This is a genomic window from uncultured Dysosmobacter sp. (genome assembly GCF_947631635.1).
Classification (GTDB): domain Bacteria; phylum Bacillota; class Clostridia; order Oscillospirales; family Oscillospiraceae; genus Oscillibacter.
The window spans coordinates 24,031-47,233 of sequence record NZ_CANRMB010000012.1; the positions used below are offsets into that span (position 1 = coordinate 24,031).

General features: G+C 61.9%; 15 protein-coding genes. 12 read left to right on the forward strand and 3 right to left on the reverse strand.

The features are described from left to right. Positions 1–285 precede the first annotated feature (285 nt). From thrS to Q0Z71_RS07995, 8 genes are all read left to right on the forward strand, one after another. A complete protein-coding gene (gene thrS, locus Q0Z71_RS07960; protein ID WP_298020590.1) occupies positions 286–2,043 on the forward strand; it encodes a threonine--tRNA ligase in 1,758 nt (585 codons plus the stop codon). Between the two features lie 258 nt (positions 2,044–2,301). Further along, the gene (locus Q0Z71_RS07965; RefSeq protein WP_298020593.1) at positions 2,302–5,718 is read left to right on the forward strand and encodes a pyruvate carboxylase; all 3,417 of its coding nucleotides are present in this window, start codon (positions 2,302–2,304) and stop codon (positions 5,716–5,718) included. A gap of 293 nt (positions 5,719–6,011) precedes the next feature. Next, positions 6,012–7,037 (forward strand): TAXI family TRAP transporter solute-binding subunit, encoded by a 1,026-nt coding sequence (locus tag Q0Z71_RS07970; protein WP_298020596.1) that lies wholly within the window; start codon positions 6,012–6,014, stop codon positions 7,035–7,037. Between the two features lie 183 nt (positions 7,038–7,220). Beyond that, complete coding sequence (locus Q0Z71_RS07975; protein ID WP_298020599.1) at positions 7,221–9,272, forward strand: TRAP transporter permease; 2,052 nt, start codon at positions 7,221–7,223, stop codon at positions 9,270–9,272. Positions 9,273–9,479: 207 nt separating this feature from the next. Further along, positions 9,480–11,171 carry an HlyD family efflux transporter periplasmic adaptor subunit gene (locus tag Q0Z71_RS07980; protein ID WP_298020602.1) on the forward strand — a complete coding sequence of 564 codons (1,692 nt, stop codon included), beginning with the start codon at positions 9,480–9,482 and terminating at the stop codon, positions 11,169–11,171. A gap of 4 nt (positions 11,172–11,175) precedes the next feature. Next, positions 11,176–11,877: an ABC transporter ATP-binding protein gene (locus Q0Z71_RS07985; RefSeq protein WP_298020605.1), complete on the forward strand. Its 702-nt coding sequence runs from the start codon at positions 11,176–11,178 to the stop codon at positions 11,875–11,877. Then, positions 11,874–13,127 carry an ABC transporter permease gene (locus tag Q0Z71_RS07990; protein ID WP_298020607.1) on the forward strand — a complete coding sequence of 418 codons (1,254 nt, stop codon included), beginning with the start codon at positions 11,874–11,876 and terminating at the stop codon, positions 13,125–13,127. The genes Q0Z71_RS07985 and Q0Z71_RS07990 overlap by 4 nt, the downstream gene beginning before the upstream one ends. Positions 13,128–13,292: 165 nt before the next feature. Continuing rightward, positions 13,293–15,296, forward strand: a complete 2,004-nt coding sequence (locus Q0Z71_RS07995) for an S-layer homology domain-containing protein (RefSeq protein WP_298020609.1) — start codon at positions 13,293–13,295, stop codon at positions 15,294–15,296. A 127-nt stretch (positions 15,297–15,423) separates the two neighbouring features. Here the strand turns inward: Q0Z71_RS07995 and Q0Z71_RS08000 are convergent, their stop codons facing one another. Beyond that, on the reverse strand, positions 15,424–16,653 hold the full coding sequence (locus tag Q0Z71_RS08000) for a class I SAM-dependent rRNA methyltransferase (protein ID WP_298020727.1): 1,230 nt from the start codon (positions 16,651–16,653) through the stop codon (positions 15,424–15,426). A 93-nt stretch (positions 16,654–16,746) separates the two neighbouring features. Between Q0Z71_RS08000 and Q0Z71_RS08005 the strand changes: the two genes are divergently transcribed. Both Q0Z71_RS08005 and rny read left to right on the forward strand, forming a co-directional pair. Then, entirely contained in the window at positions 16,747–17,487 is a 741-nt protein-coding gene (locus Q0Z71_RS08005; RefSeq protein WP_298020613.1) for an N-acetylmuramoyl-L-alanine amidase, read from the forward strand. Between the two features lie 737 nt (positions 17,488–18,224). After that, the gene (gene rny, locus Q0Z71_RS08010; protein WP_298020616.1) at positions 18,225–19,772 is read left to right on the forward strand and encodes a ribonuclease Y; all 1,548 of its coding nucleotides are present in this window, start codon (positions 18,225–18,227) and stop codon (positions 19,770–19,772) included. Between the two features lie 175 nt (positions 19,773–19,947). Here rny and Q0Z71_RS08015 read toward each other — a convergent pair whose 3' ends face one another. Beyond that, the gene (locus Q0Z71_RS08015; RefSeq protein WP_363316693.1) at positions 19,948–20,874 is read right to left on the reverse strand and encodes a SufD family Fe-S cluster assembly protein; all 927 of its coding nucleotides are present in this window, start codon (positions 20,872–20,874) and stop codon (positions 19,948–19,950) included. After that, positions 20,871–21,611, reverse strand: a complete 741-nt coding sequence (locus Q0Z71_RS08020) for an ABC transporter ATP-binding protein (RefSeq protein ID WP_298020619.1) — start codon at positions 21,609–21,611, stop codon at positions 20,871–20,873. Before Q0Z71_RS08020 ends, Q0Z71_RS08015 begins: the two co-directional genes overlap by 4 nt. A 195-nt stretch (positions 21,612–21,806) precedes the next feature. On the opposite strand from Q0Z71_RS08020, the gene Q0Z71_RS08025 reads away from it, so the two are divergent. Together Q0Z71_RS08025 and Q0Z71_RS08030 are read left to right on the forward strand one after the other, a co-directional pair. Then, positions 21,807–22,454 carry a ferritin-like domain-containing protein gene (locus tag Q0Z71_RS08025; protein WP_298020622.1) on the forward strand — a complete coding sequence of 216 codons (648 nt, stop codon included), beginning with the start codon at positions 21,807–21,809 and terminating at the stop codon, positions 22,452–22,454. Positions 22,455–22,547: 93 nt separating this feature from the next. After that, positions 22,548–23,159 carry an AAA family ATPase gene (locus Q0Z71_RS08030; RefSeq protein ID WP_298020624.1) on the forward strand — a complete coding sequence of 204 codons (612 nt, stop codon included), beginning with the start codon at positions 22,548–22,550 and terminating at the stop codon, positions 23,157–23,159. Positions 23,160–23,203: the final 44 nt, after the last annotated feature.

Below are 23,203 nucleotides of genomic sequence, written 5' to 3' on the forward strand. Positions count from 1 at the left end.
CCTTAATCTGATAAAAAGGCTTTGAAAAGGACGCTGTTCGGGAAAGACCGCAGAGAGGGGCCGCCGCTGGCTGTAAGCGGCCCTGGCCGGAACCGGGGCCAGTCACCGCCTTGGAGCCGCCCACCGATACGTAGGCTGGGACGGGACCTCCCGTTACAGAGGACACGAGCGGCGCCCCCGCGGGCGCAAGCAGGGTGGAACCGTGGAATACGATCTCGTATCTCACCCCTGATTTCCGTCAGGGGTGGGATTTTTTTCACCCCTCACCAAAAGGAGGAACACAAGATGTCTGAAGAAAACCTGTATACCTTTGAAAACGAAGAATACCGCCGCACCTACTGGCACACCTGCTCCCACGTCCTGGCCCAGGCCATCAAGCGCCTGTGGCCGGAGGTGAAGCTGGCCATCGGCCCCTCCATCGACGAGGGCTTCTATTATGATCTGGACTCTCCCTTTGCCTTTACCCCGGAGCACATGGAGAAGATCGAGGCGGAGATGCGCAAGATCTGCAAGGAGAAGCTGAAGCTGGAGCGGTTTGAGCTGCCCCGGCCCGAGGCCCTGCAGTTCATGGAGGAGAAGGAGGAGCCCTACAAGGTGGAGCTGATCAACGATCTGCCCGCCGACGCCCACATCTCCTTCTATAAGCAGGGGGAGTTCACCGACCTGTGCGCCGGTCCCCATCTGGACTCCACCGGCCGCATCAAGGGCAACGGCATCAAGCTCACCGCCTGCAACGCCGCCTACTGGCGGGGCGACTCCAACCGGCAGACCCTGCAGCGCATCTATGGCATCGCCTTCCCCAAAAAGGAGGAGCTGGACGCCTATCTGGAGCGCATTGAGGAGGCCAAACGCCGGGACCACCGGAAACTGGGCAAGGAGCTGGGCCTCTTTATGATGGCCGACGAGGGTCCCGGCTTCCCCTTCTTCCTGCCCAAGGGCATGGTGCTGAAGAACACCCTGCTGGATTACTGGCGGCAGTGCCACAAGCGCTATGGCTATGTGGAGATTGCCACACCCATCATCCTCAACCAGGAACTCTGGCACCGCAGCGGCCACTGGGACCACTACAAGGACAACATGTACACCACCGTCATCGACGGGGAGGACTATGCCGTCAAACCCATGAACTGCCCCGGCGGCATGCTGGTGTATAAGAACGAGCCCCACTCCTACCGGGATCTGCCTCTGCGCATGGCGGAGCTGGGCCTGGTCCACCGCCACGAGATGTCCGGCGCCCTCCACGGCCTGTTCCGGGTCCGCTGCTTCACCCAGGACGACGCCCACATCTTCATGACCCCGGCCCAGATGAAGGACGAGATCAAGAACGTGGTGCAGCTCTTTGACGAGATCTACTCCACCTTCGGCCTGACCTATCAGATTGAGCTCTCCACCATGCCCGAGGACCACATGGGCGATGAGAAGGACTGGAAGTTCGCCGAGGACACCCTCCAGACCGCCATCGAGGAGATGGGCAAGAACTTTGTCATCAACGCCGGCGACGGCGCGTTCTACGGCCCCAAGCTGGACTTCCATCTGGCGGATTCCCTGGGCCGGACCTGGCAGTGCGGCACCATCCAGCTGGACTTCCAGATGCCGGAGCGGTTCGAGCTGGAGTATATCGGCGAGGACGGCCAGAAGCACCGTCCCGTCATGATCCACCGGGCGCTGCTGGGCTCTATCGAGCGATTCATCGGCGTCATCACCGAGCACTTCGCCGGCGCCTTCCCCGCCTGGCTCTCTCCTGTTCAGGTGAAGCTGCTGCCGGTCACCGACCGGGCGGCGGAATACGCCGATCAGACAGCCGCCAGGCTGGATGCCGCCGGCTACCGGGTGGAAGTGGATGGCCGCAATGAGAAGATCGGCAAGAAGATCCGGGAGGCCACCCTGGAAAAGATCCCCTATATGCTGGTCATCGGCGACAAGGAGGCTGAGGCGGGCACCGTCTCCGTCCGCCACCGCGCCGACGGCGACCTGGGCGTCATGAGCTTCGACGCGTTCGAGGCCCAGCTGAAAGAGGTCGTGGACTCCAAGGCCTGCAAATAATCAACCGTGTGATCCGCCGCATCTGTCCGGGTGCGGCGGATCTTTTGGGCTTGACCGCTGATGGCAGACATTAGTCCTGCTGAAATAGACAAAATGCCGCGGAGCATCCCAACAAAAATCTGGAGCCTTCTCCGAAATTGCGGGAAATCCGCCCGGCCCCCATTGCAACGGAGGAAGCGTAAGGAGTATACTGTACAGTAATTTTGGATCATCTGCCCTGCCCCGGACGGGGGAGGGAACGGAAGAGGAGGAGACCACATGAGCAGAACGTTCAAGAAGGTGCTGGTCGCCAACCGGGGCGAGATCGCCATGCGTATTTTCCGCGCGTGCCACGACCTGGGTTTGCAGACTATCGCCATCTATTCCAATGAGGACACATACAGCGTTTTCCGCACCGCCGCCGACGAGTCCTACCTGATCGGTGAAAACGAGAGCCCCCTGGGGGCCTATCTGAACATCCCCCGCATCATCCATCTGGCCAAGAAGCACGGCGCCGACGCCATCCATCCCGGCTACGGCTTCCTGTCCGAGAACGGCGACTTCGCCCGGGCCTGCGAGGAGGCGGGCATCCAGTTCATCGGCCCCAGCTCCAAGATCCTGGACATGATGGGCGACAAGCTCTCCGCCAAGCAGATGGCCGTGGATTGCGGCGTGCCCATCACCCCCGGCACCACCGAGCCGCTGAAGAGCCGGGAGGAGGCCCAGAAGCTGGCCATGGAGTTCGGCTTCCCCGTCATCCTGAAAGCCGCCGCGGGCGGCGGCGGCCGCGGCATGCGCCGCTGCGACACCGTGGAGGAAGTGGGCGTCAACTTCGACCTGGTGAAGGCGGAGGCCAAGAAGGCCTTCGGCAACGACGATATCTTCATGGAAAAATTCCTGGTGGAGCCGAAGCACATCGAGGTCCAGATTCTGGGAGATGAGTTCGGCAATGTGGTCCACCTGTACGAACGTGACTGCTCCCTCCAGCGGCGCTACCAGAAGGTGGTGGAGTTCACCCCCGCCTTCTCTGTGGATGAAAACGTCCGAAAGGCCCTGTACGAGGACGCCGTGAAGATCGCCAAGCACGTGGGCTACGTCAACGCGGGCACCCTGGAATTCCTGGTGGACAGGGAGGGACACCACTATTTCATCGAGATGAACCCCCGCATCCAGGTGGAGCACACCGTCACGGAGATGGTGACGGGCATCGACCTGGTGCGCTCCCAGATCCTGATCGCCGAGGGCCGTCCTCTCGATGACCCGGAGATCGGCATTGCCAGTCAGGAGGCCATCCGGCATGACGGCTATGCCATCCAGTGCCGCGTCACCACCGAGGACCCGGCCAACAACTTCGCCCCCGACACCGGCAAGATCACGGCTTACCGCTCTGCCGGCGGTTTCGGCATCCGGCTGGACGGCGGCAACGCCTATACCGGCGCCGTCATCTCCCCCTACTATGACTCCCTGCTGGTGAAGATCACCACCTGGGACAATACCTTTGCCGGGGTGTGCCGCAAGGCCGCCCGCGCCATCAACGAGATCCATGTCCGGGGCGTCAAGACCAACATCGCGTTCATCACCAACATTCTGAAGAACCCCACCTTCATGGCGGGCAAGTGCCACACGAAGTTCATCGACGAGACCCCGGAGCTGTTCCAGATCGACGAGAGCCAGGACCGGGCCACCAAGATGCTGAAATACATCGGCAACATCGTGGTAAAGGAGCAGGAGGGGCACAAGTTCTACGACGCGCCCCGGTTCCCGCCGGTCACCGGAGATCGGCCCGACGGTTTGAAGCAGCTGCTGGACGCCAAGGGCCCCAAGGCCGTGGCGGACTGGGTGCTGGATCAGAAGAAGCTGCTGATCTGCGACACCACCTGCCGGGACGCCCACCAGTCCCTGTTGGCCACCCGTGTCCGCACCCGGGATATCGTCAAGGGCATGGAGGGCACCAGCGAGATCCTGGCGGACGCCTTCTCCCTGGAGTGCTGGGGCGGCGCCACCTTCGACGTGGCCTACCGCTTCCTCCATGAGTCCCCCTGGGAGCGCCTGGATCTGATCCGCCAGAAGGCCCCCAACCTGCTGCTGCAGATGCTGCTGCGGGGCGCCAACGCCGTGGGCTACACCAACTATCCCGACAACGTGATCCGGGAGTTCATCAAGGAGGCCGCCCGGTCCGGCATCGATGTGTTCCGGGTGTTTGACTCCCTGAACTGGCTGCCCGGCATGGAAGTTGCCATGGACGAGGTGCTGAACCAGGATAAGATCTGCCAGGCCACCATCTGCTACACCGGCGATATCCTGGATCCCAAGCGGGACAAATATCCCCTGGATTACTATGTGAAGCTGGCCAAGGAGCTGGAGCACCGGGGCGCCCATATGCTGTGCATCAAGGATATGTCCGGCATTTTGAAGCCCTACGCCGCCAAGAAGCTGGTGTCCACGCTGAAGCAGGAGATCGGCATCCCCGTTCAGCTCCACACCCACGACACCTCCGGCAACCAGGTGGCCGCCTATCTGCTGGCGGCGGAGGCCGGCGTGGACGTGGTGGACTGCGCCATCAGCTCCATGGCGTCCCTCACCAGCCAGCCCTCTCTGAACGCCGTGGTGGCGGCCCTGCAGGGCACGGAGCGGGACACCGGCATGGATCTGGACCGCCTGCAGTACCTCACCGATTACTGGGAGGATGTGCGCAAGCGCTACGACTCCTTTGAGGCGGGCATCACCAGTCCCGCTACCGATATCTACCGCTACGAGATCCCCGGCGGCCAGTACACCAACCTGAAGCCCCAGGTGGAATCCCTGGGCCTGGGCGGCCGCTTCCTGGAGGTCAAGGAGAACTACCGGGTGGTCAACGAGATGCTGGGCGACATCGTGAAGGTGACGCCCTCCAGCAAGATGGTGGGCGACCTGGCCATCTTCATGACCCAGAACGGCCTGACGCCGGAGACCATCGTGGAGAAGGGCGAGGGCCTGGCCTTCCCGGACAGCGCCGTCAGCTATTTTTCCGGCATGATGGGCCAGCCCGCAGGCGGCTTCCCCAAGGATCTCCAGAAGGTGGTGCTGAAGGGCAAGGAGCCCATCACCTGCCGCCCCGGCGAGCTGCTGCCGCCGGTGGACTTTGAGGCGAAAAAGCGGGAGATGATGGCCTTCGACCCCGACCCCTCCTGGCGGGCGGTGCTCAGCTACTGCCTGTATCCCAAGGTGGTGGAGGAGTATGTGAAGAGCCGGAAGGAGTACGGCTATATCATGCGCCTGGGCAGCCATGTGTTCTTCCACGGCCTGGCCGTGGGCGAGACCAACAAGGTCAATATCGCTGACGGCAAGACCCTGGTCATCAAGTATCTGGGCCTGGGTGAGATCGACAAGGAGGGCATGCGCACCGTCAGCTTTGAGCTGAACGGCATCCGCCGGGATGTGCAGGTGCCTGACGAGGCGGCTCAGAAGAACATCGTCAAGGTGCCCATGGCGGACCCGGAGGACAAGAGCCAGGTGGGCGCCTCCATCCCCGGCGCGGTCAGCAAGATCAGCGTCAAGGTTGGCGACCGCGTGGAGAAGAACCAGACCCTGGTCACCATCGAGGCCATGAAGATGGAGACCGCCATCACCGCCCGCATGGGCGGCGTGGTCGGCAGCATCGAGGTCCGGGAGGGAGACACCGTCAAGGGCGGCCAGCTCCTGCTGACGATCAAGTGAATTGTGTATTCTCACAAACAGGACCCGCCCATCGGCGGGTCCTGCTTTTTCCAAGGGAAAAATCACCTAGAATTCCGCGCACTGCGGACAGATGTTTGTGCACAATGACGTGGCATGGGGAGCTTTTGAACCCCAAATACAGAGAAAACGAAAAATAATGCAGGGTAAAGAATATTAACTTGCAAAAAAGCACCAAAAAGCGAAAAATATACTTGAAAAATGAAAGGGGATACGGTATGATATGCAAGTAGCTGCAAGATACCCCGATCAAACTAGGAAAAGAGGATGTTAAGATGAAGAAGATTCTGTCTTTGCTGATGGCCGTCATGATGATGGCTGCTGTTCTGGCCGGCTGCGGCGGTGACAAGCCCGCCGATACCACTGATGAGAACAAGGAACCCACCCAGGAGAGCACCCCCGCTCCCGCCGCCACCGGCAGCGAGCTGACGTTCACCACCGGCGGTTCCTCCGGCACTTATTATGCCTTTGGTTCCGTTCTGGCCGGTCAGGTCAGCAGCGCCACCGGCAGCAAGATCACCGCTGTGGAGGGCAAGGGCTCCCAGGGCAACATCGAGCTGATGGACATGGATGGCGCCCAGCTGGGCTTCGTCCAGTCCGACGTCATGAGCTACGCCTATGAGGGCACCAACCTGTTCGCCGACTTCGGCAAGGTGGACTGCTTCTCCACCGTGGCCGCCCTGTACATGGAGCAGGTCCAGATCGTCACCTGCGATCCCAGCATCAAGACCGTGGCCGACCTGAAGGGCAAGAACGTCTCCATCGGCGACTCCGGCTCCGGTGTGTACTACAACGCCATCGACGTGCTGGGCGCCTACGGCCTGACCGAGCAGGACATCAAGCCCACCTACCAGGGCTTCGGTGACAGCGCCGAGGCGCTGAAGGACGGCGCCATCGACGCGGCCTTCGTGGTCGCCGGCGCGCCCACCACCGCCATCACCGAGCTGTCCAGCGCCAAGGACACCTATCTGGTGAGCCTGGACCAGGAGCACATTGACGCGCTGATCGCCAAGTCCCCCTATTACAGCGCCTACACCATCTCCGCCGATACCTACGGCATGGACACCGACACCACCACCGTGGCTGTGGGCGCCGTGGTCATCGCCCGTGACGATGTGTCCGAGGACGACGTGTACAACTTTGTGTCCGGCGTGTTTGACAACATCGACGCTATCACCGCCGTGCACGCCAAGGGTGCTGAGCTGAGCCTGGACTTCGCTGCCAGCGTCACCTCCGTCCCCTATCACGCCGGCGCCGCAAAGTACTTCGCTGAGAAGGGCTACACCGTTCCCACCAAGTAAGAGGCCGTTCAAACACTGTTAAGGAATCGATAAAGATCCCCGGATATCCCTGAGAGGCTGCGGCGGGCGGTGCCCGCCGCAGTCCCTTGTCGATTTTACGGGGCGGATGAGTTTCCGTCCGGAACGGCGGAAAGTCATGTGTTCCGCAAAGAAATTCTGATATGGAGGAAGCGAGGAGACCCCATGAGCTTTTGGAAAAAGGAAACCAAGCCCCCTGTGCATACCGCTCCGGCGGATGACAGCGGCGTAGGCACTGCCGCCGATGTGGACGAGGTCATGAAAAAGTATGACCGGGAGTCCAACACCCGCGTCTGGGAGGGCACCCCCAAAATTTTGGTCAAGGGTCTGATGATCCTGTTCTCGGTGTACAGCATCCTGGTGACCCTGGTTTTCAGCACCTGGCTGCCGGAGGTGAAGCTGACCACCTTCCTGGCCTGGGTCCTGGTGATCGGATACCTGAATTTCCCCGCCCGCAAGGGCAGCGTGAAGGTCAACCACATGCCCTGGTATGACATCGTCATCATGGTCCTGGGCGCGGGTTCCTTCCTCTATTACACCTTCCACGCCCAGGAGATCATCAAGCTGTCCCTGCGGACGGCCAAGAACAACTTCCTGCTGGCCATCGCCGTCATCGGCGTTCTGGCGCTGATCGAGCTGTGCCGCCGCAGTGTGGGCCTTCCCATTCTGTGCGTGGTGGGTGCCCTGCTGGTCTATACCTTCAGCCAGGTCCAGTGGCGCATCGCCATCTATAACCTGTTCTACACCACCACCGGCGTCATGAATACCCCCATCAACGTCTGCTCCAAGTATATCGTGGTGTTCATCATCTTCGGCGCCTTCCTGGAGCGGACGGGTATCGCCCAATTCTTCATCAACCTGGCCAACGCCGTGGCGGGCTCCTCCGCCGGCGGTCCGGCCAAGGTGGCCGTCATCTCCTCCGCCCTGTGCGGCATGGTGTCCGGCTCCTCTGTGGGCAACACCGTCACCACCGGCTCCGTCACCATTCCCATGATGAAAAAGACCGGCTATCAGGGCGAGTTTGCCGGCGCGGTGGAGGCCGCAGCGTCCACCGGCGGCCAGATCATGCCGCCCATCATGGGCGCGGCCGCCTTCCTGATGGCGGAGTACCTGGGCGTGCCCTACGGCACCGTGGCCCTCACCGCCATCCTGCCTGCTGTGCTGTATTTCACCGGCATTTACATCGCCGTTCACCTGGAGGCCCGGAAGCTGGGCCTGAAGGGCATCCCCAAGGACGAACTGCCCAAGCTGAGCGTCCTGATGAAGAAGATCTACCTGCTGGCGCCCCTGGTGGTGCTGGTGGCGCTGGTCTCCATGAACCTCAAGACCATGCAGTTCTCCGCCGCCGTTGCCATTCTGGTGACGATCATCGTGGGCTTCATCGGCAATCTCACCAGCGCCGTGGCCGCCAGCCGTGCCGGCGGCAGCTTCGGCGGGACCCTGGGCCATTCCCTGATCAGCCATGAGAGCGACGCGGAGAGCATCTCCATCTTCAAGATCCTGGATGCGCTGGAAGCCGGCGGCAAGGGCACCATCACCGTGGCCGTGGCCTGCGCCATGGCCGGCATCGTGGCGGGCTGCATCACCGTCACCGGCCTTGCCTCCAAGCTCATCACCGCCATCGTCTCCGTCTCCGCCGGCCATATGATGATCGCCCTGGTGCTGACCATGCTGTGCTGCATCGTGCTGGGCATGGGTGTGCCCACCACCGCCAACTACTGCATCATGGCCGCCACCTGCGCCCCCATTCTGATGAACCCCGCCATCGGCGTGGTCCCCATGGCCGCCCACTTCTTCGTGTTCTACTTCGGCATCGTGGCGGACATCACGCCGCCCGTGGCCCTGGCGGCCTACGCCGGCAGCGCCATCGCCAAGGCGCCGCCCATGAAAACGGCCATCAACGCCACCAAGCTGGCCATCGCCGCCTTCATCGTGCCCTATATCTTCGCCATGAACCCCGCCATGCTTCTGGTGAACGTCGACAACCCCCTCCAGGTGGTGCAGATCGTGGTCACCGCGCTCATCGGCCTGTTCGGCGTGGCGGCGGCCCTCAACGGCTTCCTGTATAAGAAGATCAACCTCCTGTTCCGCCTGGGCCTGATCGCGGGCGGCCTGTGCATGATGGTCCCCGGCGACCTGACCGATGTGATCGGCCTGGTGGTCGTCTGCGGCATCGTGTTCTTCCAGCGTGCCGCCGCAAAGCGGGTCTCCGCGTAATTTCCAGATCAGACCGCTCCCGTGAGGGAGCGGTCTTTTTCAAAAAATCCTGGATTTGGGGAAACCATTTGGGCGGATGCGCCGTCTATTAAATGAGAGAAGTTGGAACAGACCGGAAACTGTAACCGTTTTGTTGTTGTATTATGAGAAAAACTGTACTAGCATTAATGATACAGTTTTCGATGAATCAATGAAGGAGAAGAAGCCATGTCGGAAGTTATGGAGAGAACAGATCTGCCGCAGGCCCAGCAGGAGACGGCTCCTGCCGTTCAGGAGCAGGAGGCGGCACCTCAAAAGCCCTCCCTGAAAGAGAAATGGAAGGGTATGCCCCGGAAGAAGCGGCGGCGGATCGTCCGCTGGACCGTGATCTTGCTGATCCTGCTTGCCATCGCTCTGGCGGCCTGGAAATTCCTGGGCGGAAAGGATGGCAGCGGTGAGTCCCAGATGGTCACGGATGTGGTGCAGTACGGCTCCATCACCTCCACCGTGGAGGGCAGCGGCCTGACCCGGGCCAAGAGCAGCGAGACCATCACCCTGACCACCGCGGGCACGGTGTTGGACGTGCTGGTGTCGGAGGGCGACGTTGTCACCGCCGGAACGCCGCTGTTCACCATCGACAGCCCCGCGGCGGAGACTGCGGTGCAGAAGGCCCGCAGCAACGTGGAGGGCTATGAAAAGCAGCTGTCCACGGCGGAAAAGGATATCGCGGGCCTGAACCTGTCCGCTGGATATCCCGGCAAGCTGATGGAGACCGTGACCCTGAACCCCGGGGACACCATCAGCAAGGGACAGAAGGTGGCGGTCCTGGCGGACGACACCCGTATGCGGCTCATGCAGTATTACAGCTACGCCTATGCCGGAGACCTGTATGTGGGGCAGACGGTGGAGGTATCCATCCCGTCCCTGATGGCGTCCGTGTCCGGCACCGTGGCGGCGGTCAACATGGTCAGCCGCATCACCCCGGAGGGGTCCAAGCTCTTCTCCGCGGAGATCATTTTACAGAACGAGGGCGCCCTTTCCGCGGAGATGGCGGCCTCCGCCACAGTCACTGTGAACGGCGAGACGGTATATCCCTATGAGCCGGGCAAGCTGGAATACTACCGTGTGGGCGACCTGTGCTCCACCGTCAGCGGCACCGTGATCTCCAGCGGCCTGGTGGATTACCTCCAGGTATCCGCCGGACAGGTGCTGGTCCGCATCGACGGCGAGGAGAGCGAGAGCGAGCTGTTCACCATTCAGCAGGATCTGGAGGCCGCCCGGGAGGAGCTGGAGACGGCGCAGAAGAACCTGGCGAATTGCAGCGCCGTGGCGCCCATCGACGGCATGGTCATCGGCCTGGCCATTCAGCCCGGCGACGAGATCGCGGCCAACACCGCCGTGGTCACCATCTCCGATACGTCCACCATCACCGTCAGTGCAAATGTGGACGAGCGGAACATCAGCTACATCAAGCCCGGCATGATGGTGAATCTGGACCAGTGGGGCACCCCCGGCTTCGGCACGGTGGAGACCGTCAGCCTGTCCTCCTCCGTCAACAACGGCGTGGCGACCTATCCCATCACCATCTCCGCCGACAACACGGAGGGCACCATCCAGGTCAACAGCTACATCAACTACTCCCTGGTGGCCAGCGAGAACGACAACTGCCTGGTGCTGCCCATCCAGTGCGTGCGGACCGTGAGCACGGAGGAGGGAGAGACCCTGACGGTGGTCTTTGTCTCCGGCGACCGGCCGGACAACGCCATCGAGATGCCCATGGTGGACGAGGAGATCCCCGAGGGCTTCTGGCCGGTGCCCGTGGAGATCGGCATCAGCGACAACTACAACGTGGAGATCCGGTCCGGCGTGGAGGAAGGCACAGAGGTCTTCACCCAGATCCAGGCCATCAACGCATGGTGACGCCATGGCACATTTAGTAGAATTGCGGGACATCTATAAGATCTACGGCGAGGGCCTGGAGAGCGAGGTCCGCGCGCTGGACGGCGTGTCCCTGACCATCGACAAGGGGGAGTTCGTGGCCGTGGTGGGCCAGTCCGGCTCCGGCAAGTCCACCATGATGAACGTGCTGGGCTGCCTGGACATCCCCACCAGGGGAGACTACCTCCTGGACGGCACCGACGTCCGGGAGCTGACGGACAGGGAGCTCTCCCATATCCGCAACAAGCAGATCGGATTTATTTTTCAGCAGTACAACCTCATTCAGAGCTTGACGGTGCTGGAAAATGTGGAGCTGCCCCTGATCTACCAGGGCATCAACGCCGACGACCGCCGGGACCTGGCTATGGAGGCCCTGGAGCGGGTGGGCCTGGCGGGCCGCGTGAAGCACAGGCCCACGGAGATGTCCGGCGGCCAGCAGCAGCGGGTGGCCATCGCGCGGGCCATCGCCACCAAGCCCCCCATCATCATGGCCGACGAGCCCACCGGCGCGCTGGACTCCCGCACGGGACGGGAGGTGCTGGAATTTCTCCAGCAGCTGAACCGGGAGGGCAGCACCGTGATCCTCATCACCCATGACAACGGCATCGCCGCCACCGCCCGCCGCTGCGTGCGTCTGGCGGACGGAAAGATGATAGAGGACAAACAGCAGGAGGTGGATTGGTTTTGAATATCCGACAGGCCTTGAAAATGGCGTGGCGGTCCATTTGGGGCAAGAAAGGCCGGTCCGTCCTCACCATGCTGGGCATCATCATCGGCATCGCCGCCGTCATGACCATCGTGTCCGCCATGAACGGCTACACGGAAAAGACTATGGAGCAGTACGCCGCCATGGGCAGCAACAAGCTGGAGGTCTACATCTGGAACTACCTCTATGATGAGGACGGCAACAGCCTGGGCAAGGATTACTTTCCGGACCTGTACGACTACTGCAACAGTCTGAAGGAGCTGGTGGCCGGCGTGACGCCGGAGGCATACTGCAACGCCACGGCGGTCTACGGCACGAAAAGCTCCGCCAATATGGAGTGGGAGTACGACGACAACGGCAACCTCCTCAGCTCACGGCCCCAGCTCTATTACGGCAGCGACCAGTACAGCGCCTGCAACAATCTGACGCTGGCCAAGGGCCGGGACCTGACGCCGATGGATATGGAGCGCTATAACCAGGTCTGCGTTTTGGGCTCCGAGGCCGCCAAGGCCTTCTTCGGCACCGCCGACCCGGTGGGGAAGGCCATGCAGTTCAACGGGCAGAACTTCTTCGTGGTGGGGGTTTACGCGCCCCGCCTTACCGGCGAGGCCGCCAAAAACAACTCCATGGACAACATCATCGTCCTGCCCTATACCGCCCGGCGGGTCCTGGGCGGCGAGGCGCCGGAGCAGTTCGTGGTCAAGGTCAAAAACGCGGAGTCCCTGGCCGAGGCGGCCTCCCGCATCCGGGGCTTTTTAAAGGGCCTGGTGAATCCAAACGCCGGAGATACCCAGGTCTACTCCAATGACGAGTGGCAGCAGAGCATGAATGAGCAGATGGGCATGATCTCTCTGGTGCTGGGCGGCATCGCCGCCATCAGCCTGCTGGTGGGCGGCATCGGCATCATGAACATCATGCTGGTCACGGTGACGGAGCGGACCCGGGAGATCGGTATCCGCCGGGCCATCGGCGCCCAGCGCAGCAGCATCATCACCCAGTTCCTGATGGAGGCGGCCATGCTCTGCGGCATCGGCGGCATCATCGGCATCGGCCTAGGCACCGTGGGCAGTTATGTCGCGGGCAGGCTGATGTTCCAGATGACCATCTATCCGGCGACCTGGATCACCGCCTGCGCGTTTTCGCTGTCGGTGGCCCTGGGCATCATCTTCGGCATCTACCCGGCGGTGAAGGCCGCCAATCTCCAGCCTGTGGAAGCGCTGCGGGCGGAGTGATGCCGGTCGAAGGCTTTATGCCGCGGCTTTCCGCGGCTGGTTCAGAGATCAGTATTTCACAGCCGTTCCTCCGCATTTTATGCGGAGCCTGTGGATCTTTGATTTGCGGGCGTGAGAGCAGCGACCGTGCTTTCATGGGAAACTAGTATGAGGAGGAAGAGCAATATGAAAAAACGGCTTTTGAGCCTTTTGTTGGCGGTGTGCACCACCGTGTCCCTGTTGGTGCTCCCCGCGGAGGCGGCCACCGTCAAATTTTCCGATGTGCAGGACCAGACCACCACCACGGCGGTGGAGGTCCTGCGGCTCATGGGCGTGCTGGACGGCTACGGCGACGGGTCCTTCCGGCCCAACGCCCAGCTCACCCGGGCGCAGTTCTGCAAAATGGCGGTCTACGCCATCAATGGCAGCAGCGAGCTGGGGATGCACCGCACCGTGACGGTGTTTCCGGACGTGAAGCCCTCCCATTGGGCGGCGGGGTACATCAACATGGCCGCCAAGGGGAAGCAGATCATTTCCGGCTATCCCGACGGCAGGTTCTACCCGGAGCGGAAGGTCACGGTGGGCCAGGCGGCCACCATCCTGCTGCGGGTCCTGGGCTATAAGGACGAGAACGTGGGCGGCGTGTGGCCGGACAGCTACATGGCCATGGCCGAGACCATCGGCCTCACCGAGGGCATCCGGGCCGGCGGCAACGACGTGCTGACCCGCGCCCAGGCGGCCCGGCTCTTCCTGAACCTGCTGACGGTGAACAAGGCCGAGGGCGGCAAGCTGTACACCCTGAGCGAGGAGACGGACTTCATCTCCGTGGACGGCGGCAGCGGCACCATCAAGACCAGCGATGAGACCTATACCATGGTCCATCCCACCGATTCCAGCTCCCTGGCAGGCACCCGGGGCCGGGTGGTCCTGGCGGGCGAAAAGGCGCTGACCTTCCTGCCCTCCTCCACCGGCAGCAGCGGCGTGGCCAGTACGGCGGTCATCATCTATGCCGATGGCTCCAGCGCCGGTCTGGACGCGCTGGCCGGAAACCGGGACTACACCATCTATAAGAACGGCACCCGCGCCACGACCGCTGACCTGCGGAAGAACGACGTGGCCACCTATTACGCGGCCACCAACTCCATTCTGGTCTGCGACACCCGGGTCAGCGTGTACTACGAGGACTGCGCGCCCAATCCCAGCGCACCCACCCGGATCACGGCCATGGGCCATGAGTTCCCCGTGCTGCCCGTTGCGCAGGAGAGCCTGTCCAAGTTCAAGCCTGGCCAGCAGATGATCATCCTTCTGACCACGGACGGCCAGGTGGCCGCGGCGGTGGACGTGGACAGCGGCGTTCGCGGCAATGCCGTGGGCGTGGTCCAGAGCGGCTCTGTGCAGATGTTCTGCGGCACCACCATGCTGCCCCTCAAGGGCCAGGAACTGGACGATGTGGAGAGCCGGGTGGTCCGCCTCTCCTCCAGCAAGAAGGGCGAGCTGAACCTGAACCGCGTCAGCGGGACCGTGTACGGCGACCTGAAGGTCACGGAGCGGAAGCTGGGCAGCAAGCACCTGACGGAGAACGTGGTCATTTACCGGGACGGCAAGCTCATCACGCTGAACCAGCTGGCAAACGCCGTGGTGCCCAGAGCACAGATCCTCTACGCCCGGACCAACTGGGCCGGCGAGGTGGACCTGCTGGTCCTGAAGGGGGCCCTGGACGACGCCACCATCTATGGCCGCGCCTACTGGATCTACGATCAGGATACGGTGGAAGTCACGGATAAGAATGGCCGTGAGCCTGGCGAAGATGGCTATGTGTCCACCACCAAGACCGTTGACCGGAGCAAGATGGGCGTGGAATACGGCGACGGAAAGAGAACCGAGGCATATAACTGCGGCTACAACGTCAAGAGCGGCGAGTTCGTCGGCATCACCCTGAACGCAGGCAAGACGGCCATCGTGGGTCTGGAGCGCCTGTCCAAGCTGGGCGGTGTCTCCAACAGCGCCTGGATCGGCGACACAGCGGTGACCTTCGGCGGCAAGACCTATACCGTGGATCCCGACACCCTGCTGTGCTACAACGGGGACAGCCGGAACTGGATCACCCTGGACCGCGCCAGAGAGTACGCGGACAAAGCGGACCTCTATGCGAGAGACGGCATGATCATTGCCATGGAAGTGAAGTCCTGACGGCATCCAATTAAAAAACAGCCGGGAGCCAATTGGCTCCCGGCTGTTTTTATCATATCGCCGAGGAAACAGCAGAATAGCTTCCGCCTTAGAATCGGGGAGAACGAGGGACCATTATAAGAGACGCTTATACGACCTGAAAGAGATAGAATTTGAGATAATTGGTCTCGTCCACGCCCCAGAGGATGGGGTGGTCGCAGCTCTGCTGCCGGGCCTCGATCTGCCGAAGCTGGACGCCGGCGTCTTTTGCCGCGTCGTGGAGCATGGCGACGAATTTTTCCTCCGTGGCAAAGTGGGAGCAGGAGCAGGTGGCGAGATATCCGCCCCTCGGCAAAAGGCGCATGGCCCGGTAGTTGATCTCCTTGTACCCGGTGATGGCATTGGCCACGGTCTTTCGAGACTTGGTGAAGGCCGGTGGGTCCAGGATGATGAAGTCATACTTCACGGGCGCTTTTTCCAGCTGGGGCAGAAGGTCGAACACATTGGCGGCCACGCAGTCCACAACTTCGGAAAGCCCGTTTCTGGCGGCGTTGGCCCGGGCCATCTCCACGGCGGATTCCGACACATCCACGGCAGTGACATGCTTTGCGCCGCCTGCCGCCGCGTTCAGGGCAAAGGAGCCGGTGTGGGTAAAGCAGTCCAGCACGGTCTTGCCCCGGGCCAGGCGGGCCACAGCCTGGCGGTTGTACTTCTGGTCCAGAAAGAAGCCGGTCTTCTGCCCGTTCTCCACATCCACCAGATAGCGGATGCCGTTTTCCGTGATCTCTGTGACGGGGCTTTCCGGCGGTTCCTCGCCGGGCAGGGGAAACCAGGCCTTATACTGGGAGAGGCCCTCCTTTTCCCGCAGGGCCGCGTCGTTGCGCTCGTAAACGCCCCGGATGGCCTGCCCGTCCTCCCGGAGGATGCGGACCAGCATGGGGAGGAGCAGCGCCTTGACGCCCTCCATGCCCACGGACAGCACCTGGACACTGAGCAGGTCGTGGAACTTGTCCACCGTCAGTCCGGGGAACGCGTCCGCCTCGCCGAAGATGACGCGGCAGCAGTCCAGGTCCTCCGGGGCCATCACGCTCTTCCGGTATTCCCAGGCCCAGCGGAGCTTCCGCTCCCAAAAGGCAGCGTCGAAGCGGTCATTGGCGTTTCGGGAGATCAGACGGATGCGGATCTTGGACTGTTCCGACAGGAAGCCAGTGCCAAGATATCGGCCCTTTTTGCCCAATATATCCACCAATTCGCCGTTTTTGGGCGTTCCATCCACCGCCAGGACCTCCGCGTCGTAGACCCAGGGATGTCCCCGGAGGATGGCCGCTTCCGCCTTGGGGGTGACGGTAAATCTGGGGTAGATGCGCGCTGTTTTCATCATCAGGTCCCTCCTGCGCAGTTCGTTTCCGAAACAGTGTATCACACTTTTCTGGAAATTGCCATAGAATCAAATGAGAAGGAGGGACCTATCATGCCTATCATCTATCTGAGCCCATCCACGCAGGAGTGGAACCAATATGTCACGGGAAACGGCTCTGAGGAGTATCACATGAACCTGCTGGCAGACGCCCTGGTGCCCTACCTGGTGTCTAACGGCATTCAGTATAAGCGCAACAGGCCGGAGATGACCGCCGGCTCCTCCATCCGGGAGGCCAACAGCAGCTACTACGACTTCTATCTGGCCCTGCACTCCAATGCCGCCCCGGAGGGCCATTACGGGGAGCAGCGGGGCATCATTGCCTTTTATTATCCCGGCAGCACCCAGGGGCAGCGGGCGGCGGAGCTGATCGCGGAGGAGCTGCGGAAGATCTACCCCCTGCCTGACCGCGTTATCACCCGGGCCACCACCACGCTGGGAGAGGTGCGCCAGTCCAACGCCCCGGCGGTTCTGGTGGAGATCGGCTACCACGACAACTACTCCGACGCTGTCTGGCTGGAGGGCCACTGGGACGCCATCGCCCAGCAGCTGGCCCGGGCGCTGACCCGCTTCTTCGGCCTGCCCTTCATCTACCCCATGGACCCTGTCCAGGGCACGGTGGCGGTAAACTACGGTACGCTGAACCTGCGCAGCTACCCGTCCTCCACCGGGACCATCCTGGCCAACATGCCCAACGGCGCCGCCGTCACCATCTACGGCGAATGGCAGGGGTGGTATGTGGTCCATTATGGGGATTATGTGGGGTACGCAGCAGCGGCCTACATCGACACCTGACCCATGAGCCGTCCGGCCAGAGGCCGGGCGCCGCGGCAGCGGCGTCAAGTATTTTGGCGGCGCCAAAATCTTGAATCGGGCGGGCTTAGCCTGCCCGGTTTGTTTTGATCCGGGGTCCCCAAAGGGCCTGCCCTTTGGGGATGAATGGCAGGGGTGGTACGTGGTCCATTATGGGGATTACGTGGGGTACGCGGCAGCGGCTTACATCGACACCTGACCCGTGAGCCGTCCGGCCAGAGGCCGGGCGCCGCGGCAGCGGCGTCAAGTATTTTGGCGGCGCCAAAATCTTGAACCGGGCGGGCTTAGCCTGCCCGGTTTGTTTTGATCCGAGGTCCCCAAAGGGCCTGCCCTTTGGGGATGAATGGCAGGGATGGTACGTGGTCCATTATGGGGATTATGTGGGGTACGCAGCGGCGGCTTACATCGACACCTGACCCATGAGCCGTCCGGCCAGCCTGGACACTTGACCGGATCGAAGGGAAGGGGCGGCCCGGTAAGCGGGGCGTAAGTGGGGACGGGAGTGCCGGAACGCCGCAAAAAACCACATGTAGTGGAAAAACTTTTGCATAAACCACATATTTATGCGGTTTGTCCTTGACAGTGGTCCGGCAAACGATTAAACTAGAAAAGGATAATCATCGGAGGGCAGCAGGGGTGCCATTCGATCGTTTTCTAACCATGGAATCTTGATAGATACAGCGAACCAATACCGAATTTGAATGGAGGAAACACGACTTATGATGGATGCCATCATCGCCGGCCTGGTCGGGCTGGTCGTTGGCGGCGTGGTCTGCTTCCCGCTCGGTATTCGCTATCGGAAAAATGTCTCCGAGAAGGAAATCTCAAGCGCAGAAGAGGAAGGAAAGCGCATCATCAATGAGGCCATCAAGAGTGCCGAGACTAAGAAAAAGGAAGCCCTTTTGGAAGCCAAAGAAGAGATTTTGAAAAGCCGCAGCGAGTACGAGAAGGAAGAAAAATCACGCAGAGCCGATCTGCAGCGGCAGGAAAACCGCCTGCAGCAGAAGGAGGAGAACCTCGACCGAAAGACCGAGGCCATCGAGAAAAAGGAGGAGTCCCTGGCCCAGAAGCACGCGGCCATCGACAAGGAAAACGAAGAGATCAAGGTCATCAAGCGCAGCCAGACCGAAATGCTGGAACGCATCTCCGGCTTCACCGCCGAGGAGGCAAAGCAGTATCTCATCGATCAGGTGGAGTCTGAGGTGACCCACGAGACCGCCCTCAAGATCAAAGAGGTGGAGTCCCGGATGAAGGAAGAGTGCGAGGCCCGCGCCCGCGAAGTGGTGGCCCAGGCCATCCAGCGCTGCGCCGCCGACCAGGTGGCCGAGATGACCGTCAGTGTGGTTCCCCTGCCCAATGACGAGATGAAGGGCCGCATCATTGGCCGTGAGGGCCGCAACATCCGCACCATCGAGACCTTGACCGGCGTGGACCTGATCATTGACGACACCCCGGAGGCCATCACGGTCTCCTGCTTCGAGCCCGTGCGGCGGGAGATCGCCCGCCTGGCTCTGGAAAAGCTGATCGCCGACGGCCGCATCCACCCCACCCATATCGAGGAGATGGTGGAGAAGGCCCGCCGGGAGGTGGAGGCCACCATCAAGGCCGAGGGCGAGCGCGTCACCTTTGAGTGCGGTGTCCGCAACCTGCACCCCGAGCTGGTGAAGATGCTGGGCCGCCTGCACTACCGCACCAGCTACGGTCAGAATGTTTTGCAGCACTCCGTGGAGGTGTCCCACATCGCCGGCATGATGGCCGCCGAGCTGGGCGCCGATGTTCAGGCCGCCAAGCGCGCCGGACTGCTCCACGACCTGGGCAAGTCCGTTGACCACGAGCTGGAGGGCACCCATGTGGCCCTGGGCGTGGAGTTCGCCCGGAAGTACAAGGAGCGGGAGGACATCCTCCACGCCATCGAGGCCCACCACAACGATGTGGAGCCCCGCACCATCGTCGCCTGCCTGGTGCAGGCCGCGGATGCCATTTCCGCCGCCCGTCCCGGTGCGCGCCGCGAGAATCTGGAGAATTACATCAAGCGCCTGGAACAGCTGGAGACCATCACCGGCTCCCATCCCGGCGTCGATAAGGCGTATGCCATCCAGGCCGGCCGCGAGGTCCGCGTCATGGTGAAGCCCGAGCAGGTCAGCGAGGACCAGATGGTCATCCTGGCCCGGGACCTGGCGAAGAAGATCGAGGAAGAGATGGAATATCCCGGTCAGATCAAGGTCCATGTCCTGCGGGAGACCAAGGTCGTTGAATACGCGAAGTAAAAAGAGCATGAGAAAATCCTCCGGGGTGTTCCCCGGAGGATTTTTTATGGAAAAAAGCAGGTGCGGAACGGGGGCTGCCGCCCCGGCTCTCCGTCCCTCCCGCGTGAGAGATATGCCTTGCAGATGTCAAAAAGCCGGACAGCGGTCTGCTGTCCGGCTTGGTAAGATCCGGCCGTTACGCCAAAAATCCCTTCAGGATGCAGTCCTCGGCCTCTTCCTCGGTCAGGCCCAGGGTCTCCAGCTTCAAAAGCTGGTCGCCGGCGATCTTGCCGATGGCTGCCTCGTGGACCAGCTGCGCCTCGGTGCAGTTGGCGGTGATGGCGGGGATGGACTTGATCTTCGCGTCGCCCATGATGATGGAGTCGCACTGCACATGGCCGAAGCACTGGGCGTTGCCCACCATCCGGGGATAGAACACCTGGCTGGAGGTGTCCTGGGCCACGGAACGGGAGATGACCCGACCCTTGGAGTCCTCGCCGTCCAGCACGATCTCCATGTCGCTCTCCGCCACCTGTTCCCCATGGGTCAGCAGGCGCTCGGTGATGACGGCCTCGGCGCCCTTGCCGCAGACGATCTTGGTGTACCGCTTGGTGGAGTCGATGCCCCGGATCTGGACGCTCTCCATCTGGATGGAGGCGCCCTCCTCCAGATAGACCACGGTCTGGGGATTCATGATCCTGCCGCCCTTGCCGTCGCCCTCGCCGTAGTGCTTCTCCGTGTACTTCACATGGGAGTGTTTGCCCACGTAGAAGGTGTGGACGCCGTCGTGGCGGGAGGTCTGGTCGCCGCAGTTGTGGATGCCGCAGCCGGCCACGATGTCCACGTCGCAGTTCTCACCAATGTAGAAGTCGTTGTAGACCATCTCCTGGATGCCGGGCTTGGTGATGATGACGGGGATGTGGCAGGTCTCGCCCACGGTGCCGTCCTTGATGCGGATGTCGATGCCGCTTTTTCCATCGGTCTTGCTGGTGATCTTGATGTGCTCGGTGCTCTGGCGGCCGTCGCAGCCGCTGTCCTTCCGGATGTTGAAGGCGCCCACGGGCTTGCCCAGCATGTCCGCGATCTTTTCCAGAAGCTCGCGGTCGATCTCATTTTCCATCATTGCGCCTTCACCTCCTTTGTCAAAACAGGGCAGCCGCCCAGGGTGTCCGCCAGGATCTGGGGCAGAATATCCGCCGCGGAACCGCGGTGCCGGATGGTGCCGTCGCCCACCACGATGACCTCGTCCGCCAGGGAGATGATGCGCTCCTGATGGGAGATGATGATCATGGTGGCGCTGCCCTGGGTGTGGATCTGCTCAAAGGTCTCCGTCAGCCGGGCGAAGGACCACAGGTCGATGCCGGCTTCCGGCTCGTCGAAGATCATCAGATCGGCATTGCGGGCCAGGATGGATGCGATCTCAATGCGCTTGACCTCGCCGCCGGAGAGGGATACATCCACCTCCCGGTCCAGATAGTCGTTGGCACACAGGCCCACTTTTGTCAGGTATTGGCAGCACCTGTCCTTGGACAGCTTCTGGTCCCCGGAGGCCAGGGTCAGCAGGTCCCGGACCGTCAGGCCCTTGAAGCGGGGCGGCTGCTGAAAGCCGTAGCTGATGCCCAGGCGTGCCCGCTCCGTGATGCCCAGCTCCGTGATATCCTGGCCGTTCCAGAGGATCTGGCCGGAGGTGGGCGTCACCAGGCCCATGACGACCTTCGCCAGAGTGGTCTTGCCGCCGCCGTTAGGGCCCGTAAAGACCACCAGCTTGTGGTCGTCGATGGTGAGGGAGATATCGTTCAAGATTCCCAGCTCTTCGTCGCCCTCCCGGACGGCGTAGCTGATGTGTTTCAGTTCCAGCATGGAAAGGAACCTCCTTTGATGGCAGAAATGCTCACAGTTTCTCTATTTTAGCAGATAGAACAGGAAAAAGCAACGGAATGTATCCCTCTTTCAAGGGTATTTTAACCAAAAAATCGACTTTATGCCTGTTGCTCCTGCAACAAGAACAAAAAATGGGATTTCCGCATAAACTACAAAGAAAGGGAGGGACCTCATATGGAACAACATTTGCATAGCCCCGAGGTGTATGACTACCGGCAGTATGACCGCATCTGGCAGAGGGTAGCGCCCAATCTGGAGCCCTACCCGGAGGTGCGGCAGGGGGAGACGGCGGTGCCGGCGGTCCAGACAGGCGCGCTGCCCGCCGGCACGGACGCGCTGACGCCGGCCCAAGTCCGGCAGGAATCCCAGCTTCCAGGCGCGGAGGCTGATCCCTGCTGCATGGGCAGCGCAGCGGCGGAGATGCTGGAGGTGCTGACAGGCTTCATTGAGGAGGAGCTGTCGGACCGCCGGTATCTTCTGGCCATGGTCCGGCAGGCACCGTCCTGGGCGCGGCAGCGGCTGCGGGACCTGGCCGCCGCGGAGGGGGCGCAGGCCAAACAGCTGATGGCGGTGTATTATCTCATCACAGGGGAGTGCTACCGCCCCAGCGTCAGCTGCGAGCGCGTCTATGTGGGGCGGTGGTGTCCGGCGCTGCGGGAGCGGTATCACGCCGCCGCCTGCAACGCGCTGAACTATGCCCGGGCGGCAGACGGCACCACGGACCCGTGCCTTGCGAAGCTGCTCAATGAGCTGAGCGCAGGGGAGTACCGCCACGCCGATGAACTGCTGCGGATGCTGGAACGGTCCCTGCAAGGCCTGTGACCATGGAAGTTTTCATTGTGCCCCGCGGGGAAATATGATATACTGTCCCCAAAGACGTTCCGCGTCCGCGGTGCGACAACAGGGGGAAGTAGCATGAACAAGATCATCACCATCAGCCGTGAATACGGCGCAGGCGGCCACACCATCGGCCAGGCCGTGGCAAAGACATTGGGCATCCCGTTCTATGACCGGGACATCGTGCGGGAGACCGCCAAGGCCAGCGGATTTGACACCGAGCTGATCGAGACCGAGGGCGAGGACATCTCCAAAGCCGATTCCATTTTGAAGAGCATCTGCTCGGTCTCCAGCACCTATTATCACGATACCCAGGAGGCCATCCACGATGTGCAGAAGGCCATCATCCTGCGCTTTGCTCAGGAGGGGCCCTGCGTGATCCTGGGCCGCTGCGCCGACGAGATCCTGCGGGAGGCCGGGATCGAGAGCATCAATGTGTTCATCCACGCCGATGACGTTCACCGGGCGGTGCGCGTCAGCGAGCTGATCGGCAGCACCAACGCCACGGAGATCCAGAAGGTCATGACGAAAAAGGACAGCAGCCGCCATACGTATTACAGCCGCTATACCGGCAAGAAGTGGGGCGACAGCAAGAACTACCATCTGACGCTGGACAGCGGCATCCTGGGCTATGACCTGTGCGTGAAGCTCATTGCCGAGGCCGCCCAGGCGGAGGAGCGCGCCCAATAAAATCTATCAGCGCGGCACACGGTCCGGAGCTGTCCGGACCGTGT

What these genes read in the sequence shown, in the direction of transcription:
- thrS (WP_298020590.1), top strand. Translation starts at nt 286, where the DNA reads ATGTCTGAAGAAAACCTGTATACCTTTGAAAACGAAGAATACCGCCGC.
- Q0Z71_RS07965 (WP_298020593.1), top strand. Translation starts at nt 2,302, where the DNA reads ATGAGCAGAACGTTCAAGAAGGTGCTGGTCGCCAACCGGGGCGAGATC.
- Q0Z71_RS07970 (WP_298020596.1), top strand. Translation starts at nt 6,012, where the DNA reads ATGAAGAAGATTCTGTCTTTGCTGATGGCCGTCATGATGATGGCTGCT.
- Q0Z71_RS07975 (WP_298020599.1), top strand. Translation starts at nt 7,221, where the DNA reads ATGAGCTTTTGGAAAAAGGAAACCAAGCCCCCTGTGCATACCGCTCCG.
- Q0Z71_RS07980 (WP_298020602.1), top strand. Translation starts at nt 9,480, where the DNA reads ATGTCGGAAGTTATGGAGAGAACAGATCTGCCGCAGGCCCAGCAGGAG.
- Q0Z71_RS07985 (WP_298020605.1), top strand. Translation starts at nt 11,176, where the DNA reads ATGGCACATTTAGTAGAATTGCGGGACATCTATAAGATCTACGGCGAG.
- Q0Z71_RS07995 (WP_298020609.1), top strand. Translation starts at nt 13,293, where the DNA reads ATGAAAAAACGGCTTTTGAGCCTTTTGTTGGCGGTGTGCACCACCGTG.
- Q0Z71_RS08000 (WP_298020727.1), bottom strand. Translation starts at nt 16,653, where the DNA reads ATGAAAACAGCGCGCATCTACCCCAGATTTACCGTCACCCCCAAGGCG.
- Q0Z71_RS08005 (WP_298020613.1), top strand. Translation starts at nt 16,747, where the DNA reads ATGCCTATCATCTATCTGAGCCCATCCACGCAGGAGTGGAACCAATAT.
- rny (WP_298020616.1), top strand. Translation starts at nt 18,225, where the DNA reads ATGATGGATGCCATCATCGCCGGCCTGGTCGGGCTGGTCGTTGGCGGC.
- Q0Z71_RS08015 (WP_363316693.1), bottom strand. Translation starts at nt 20,874, where the DNA reads ATGATGGAAAATGAGATCGACCGCGAGCTTCTGGAAAAGATCGCGGAC.
- Q0Z71_RS08020 (WP_298020619.1), bottom strand. Translation starts at nt 21,611, where the DNA reads ATGCTGGAACTGAAACACATCAGCTACGCCGTCCGGGAGGGCGACGAA.
- Q0Z71_RS08025 (WP_298020622.1), top strand. Translation starts at nt 21,807, where the DNA reads ATGGAACAACATTTGCATAGCCCCGAGGTGTATGACTACCGGCAGTAT.
- Q0Z71_RS08030 (WP_298020624.1), top strand. Translation starts at nt 22,548, where the DNA reads ATGAACAAGATCATCACCATCAGCCGTGAATACGGCGCAGGCGGCCAC.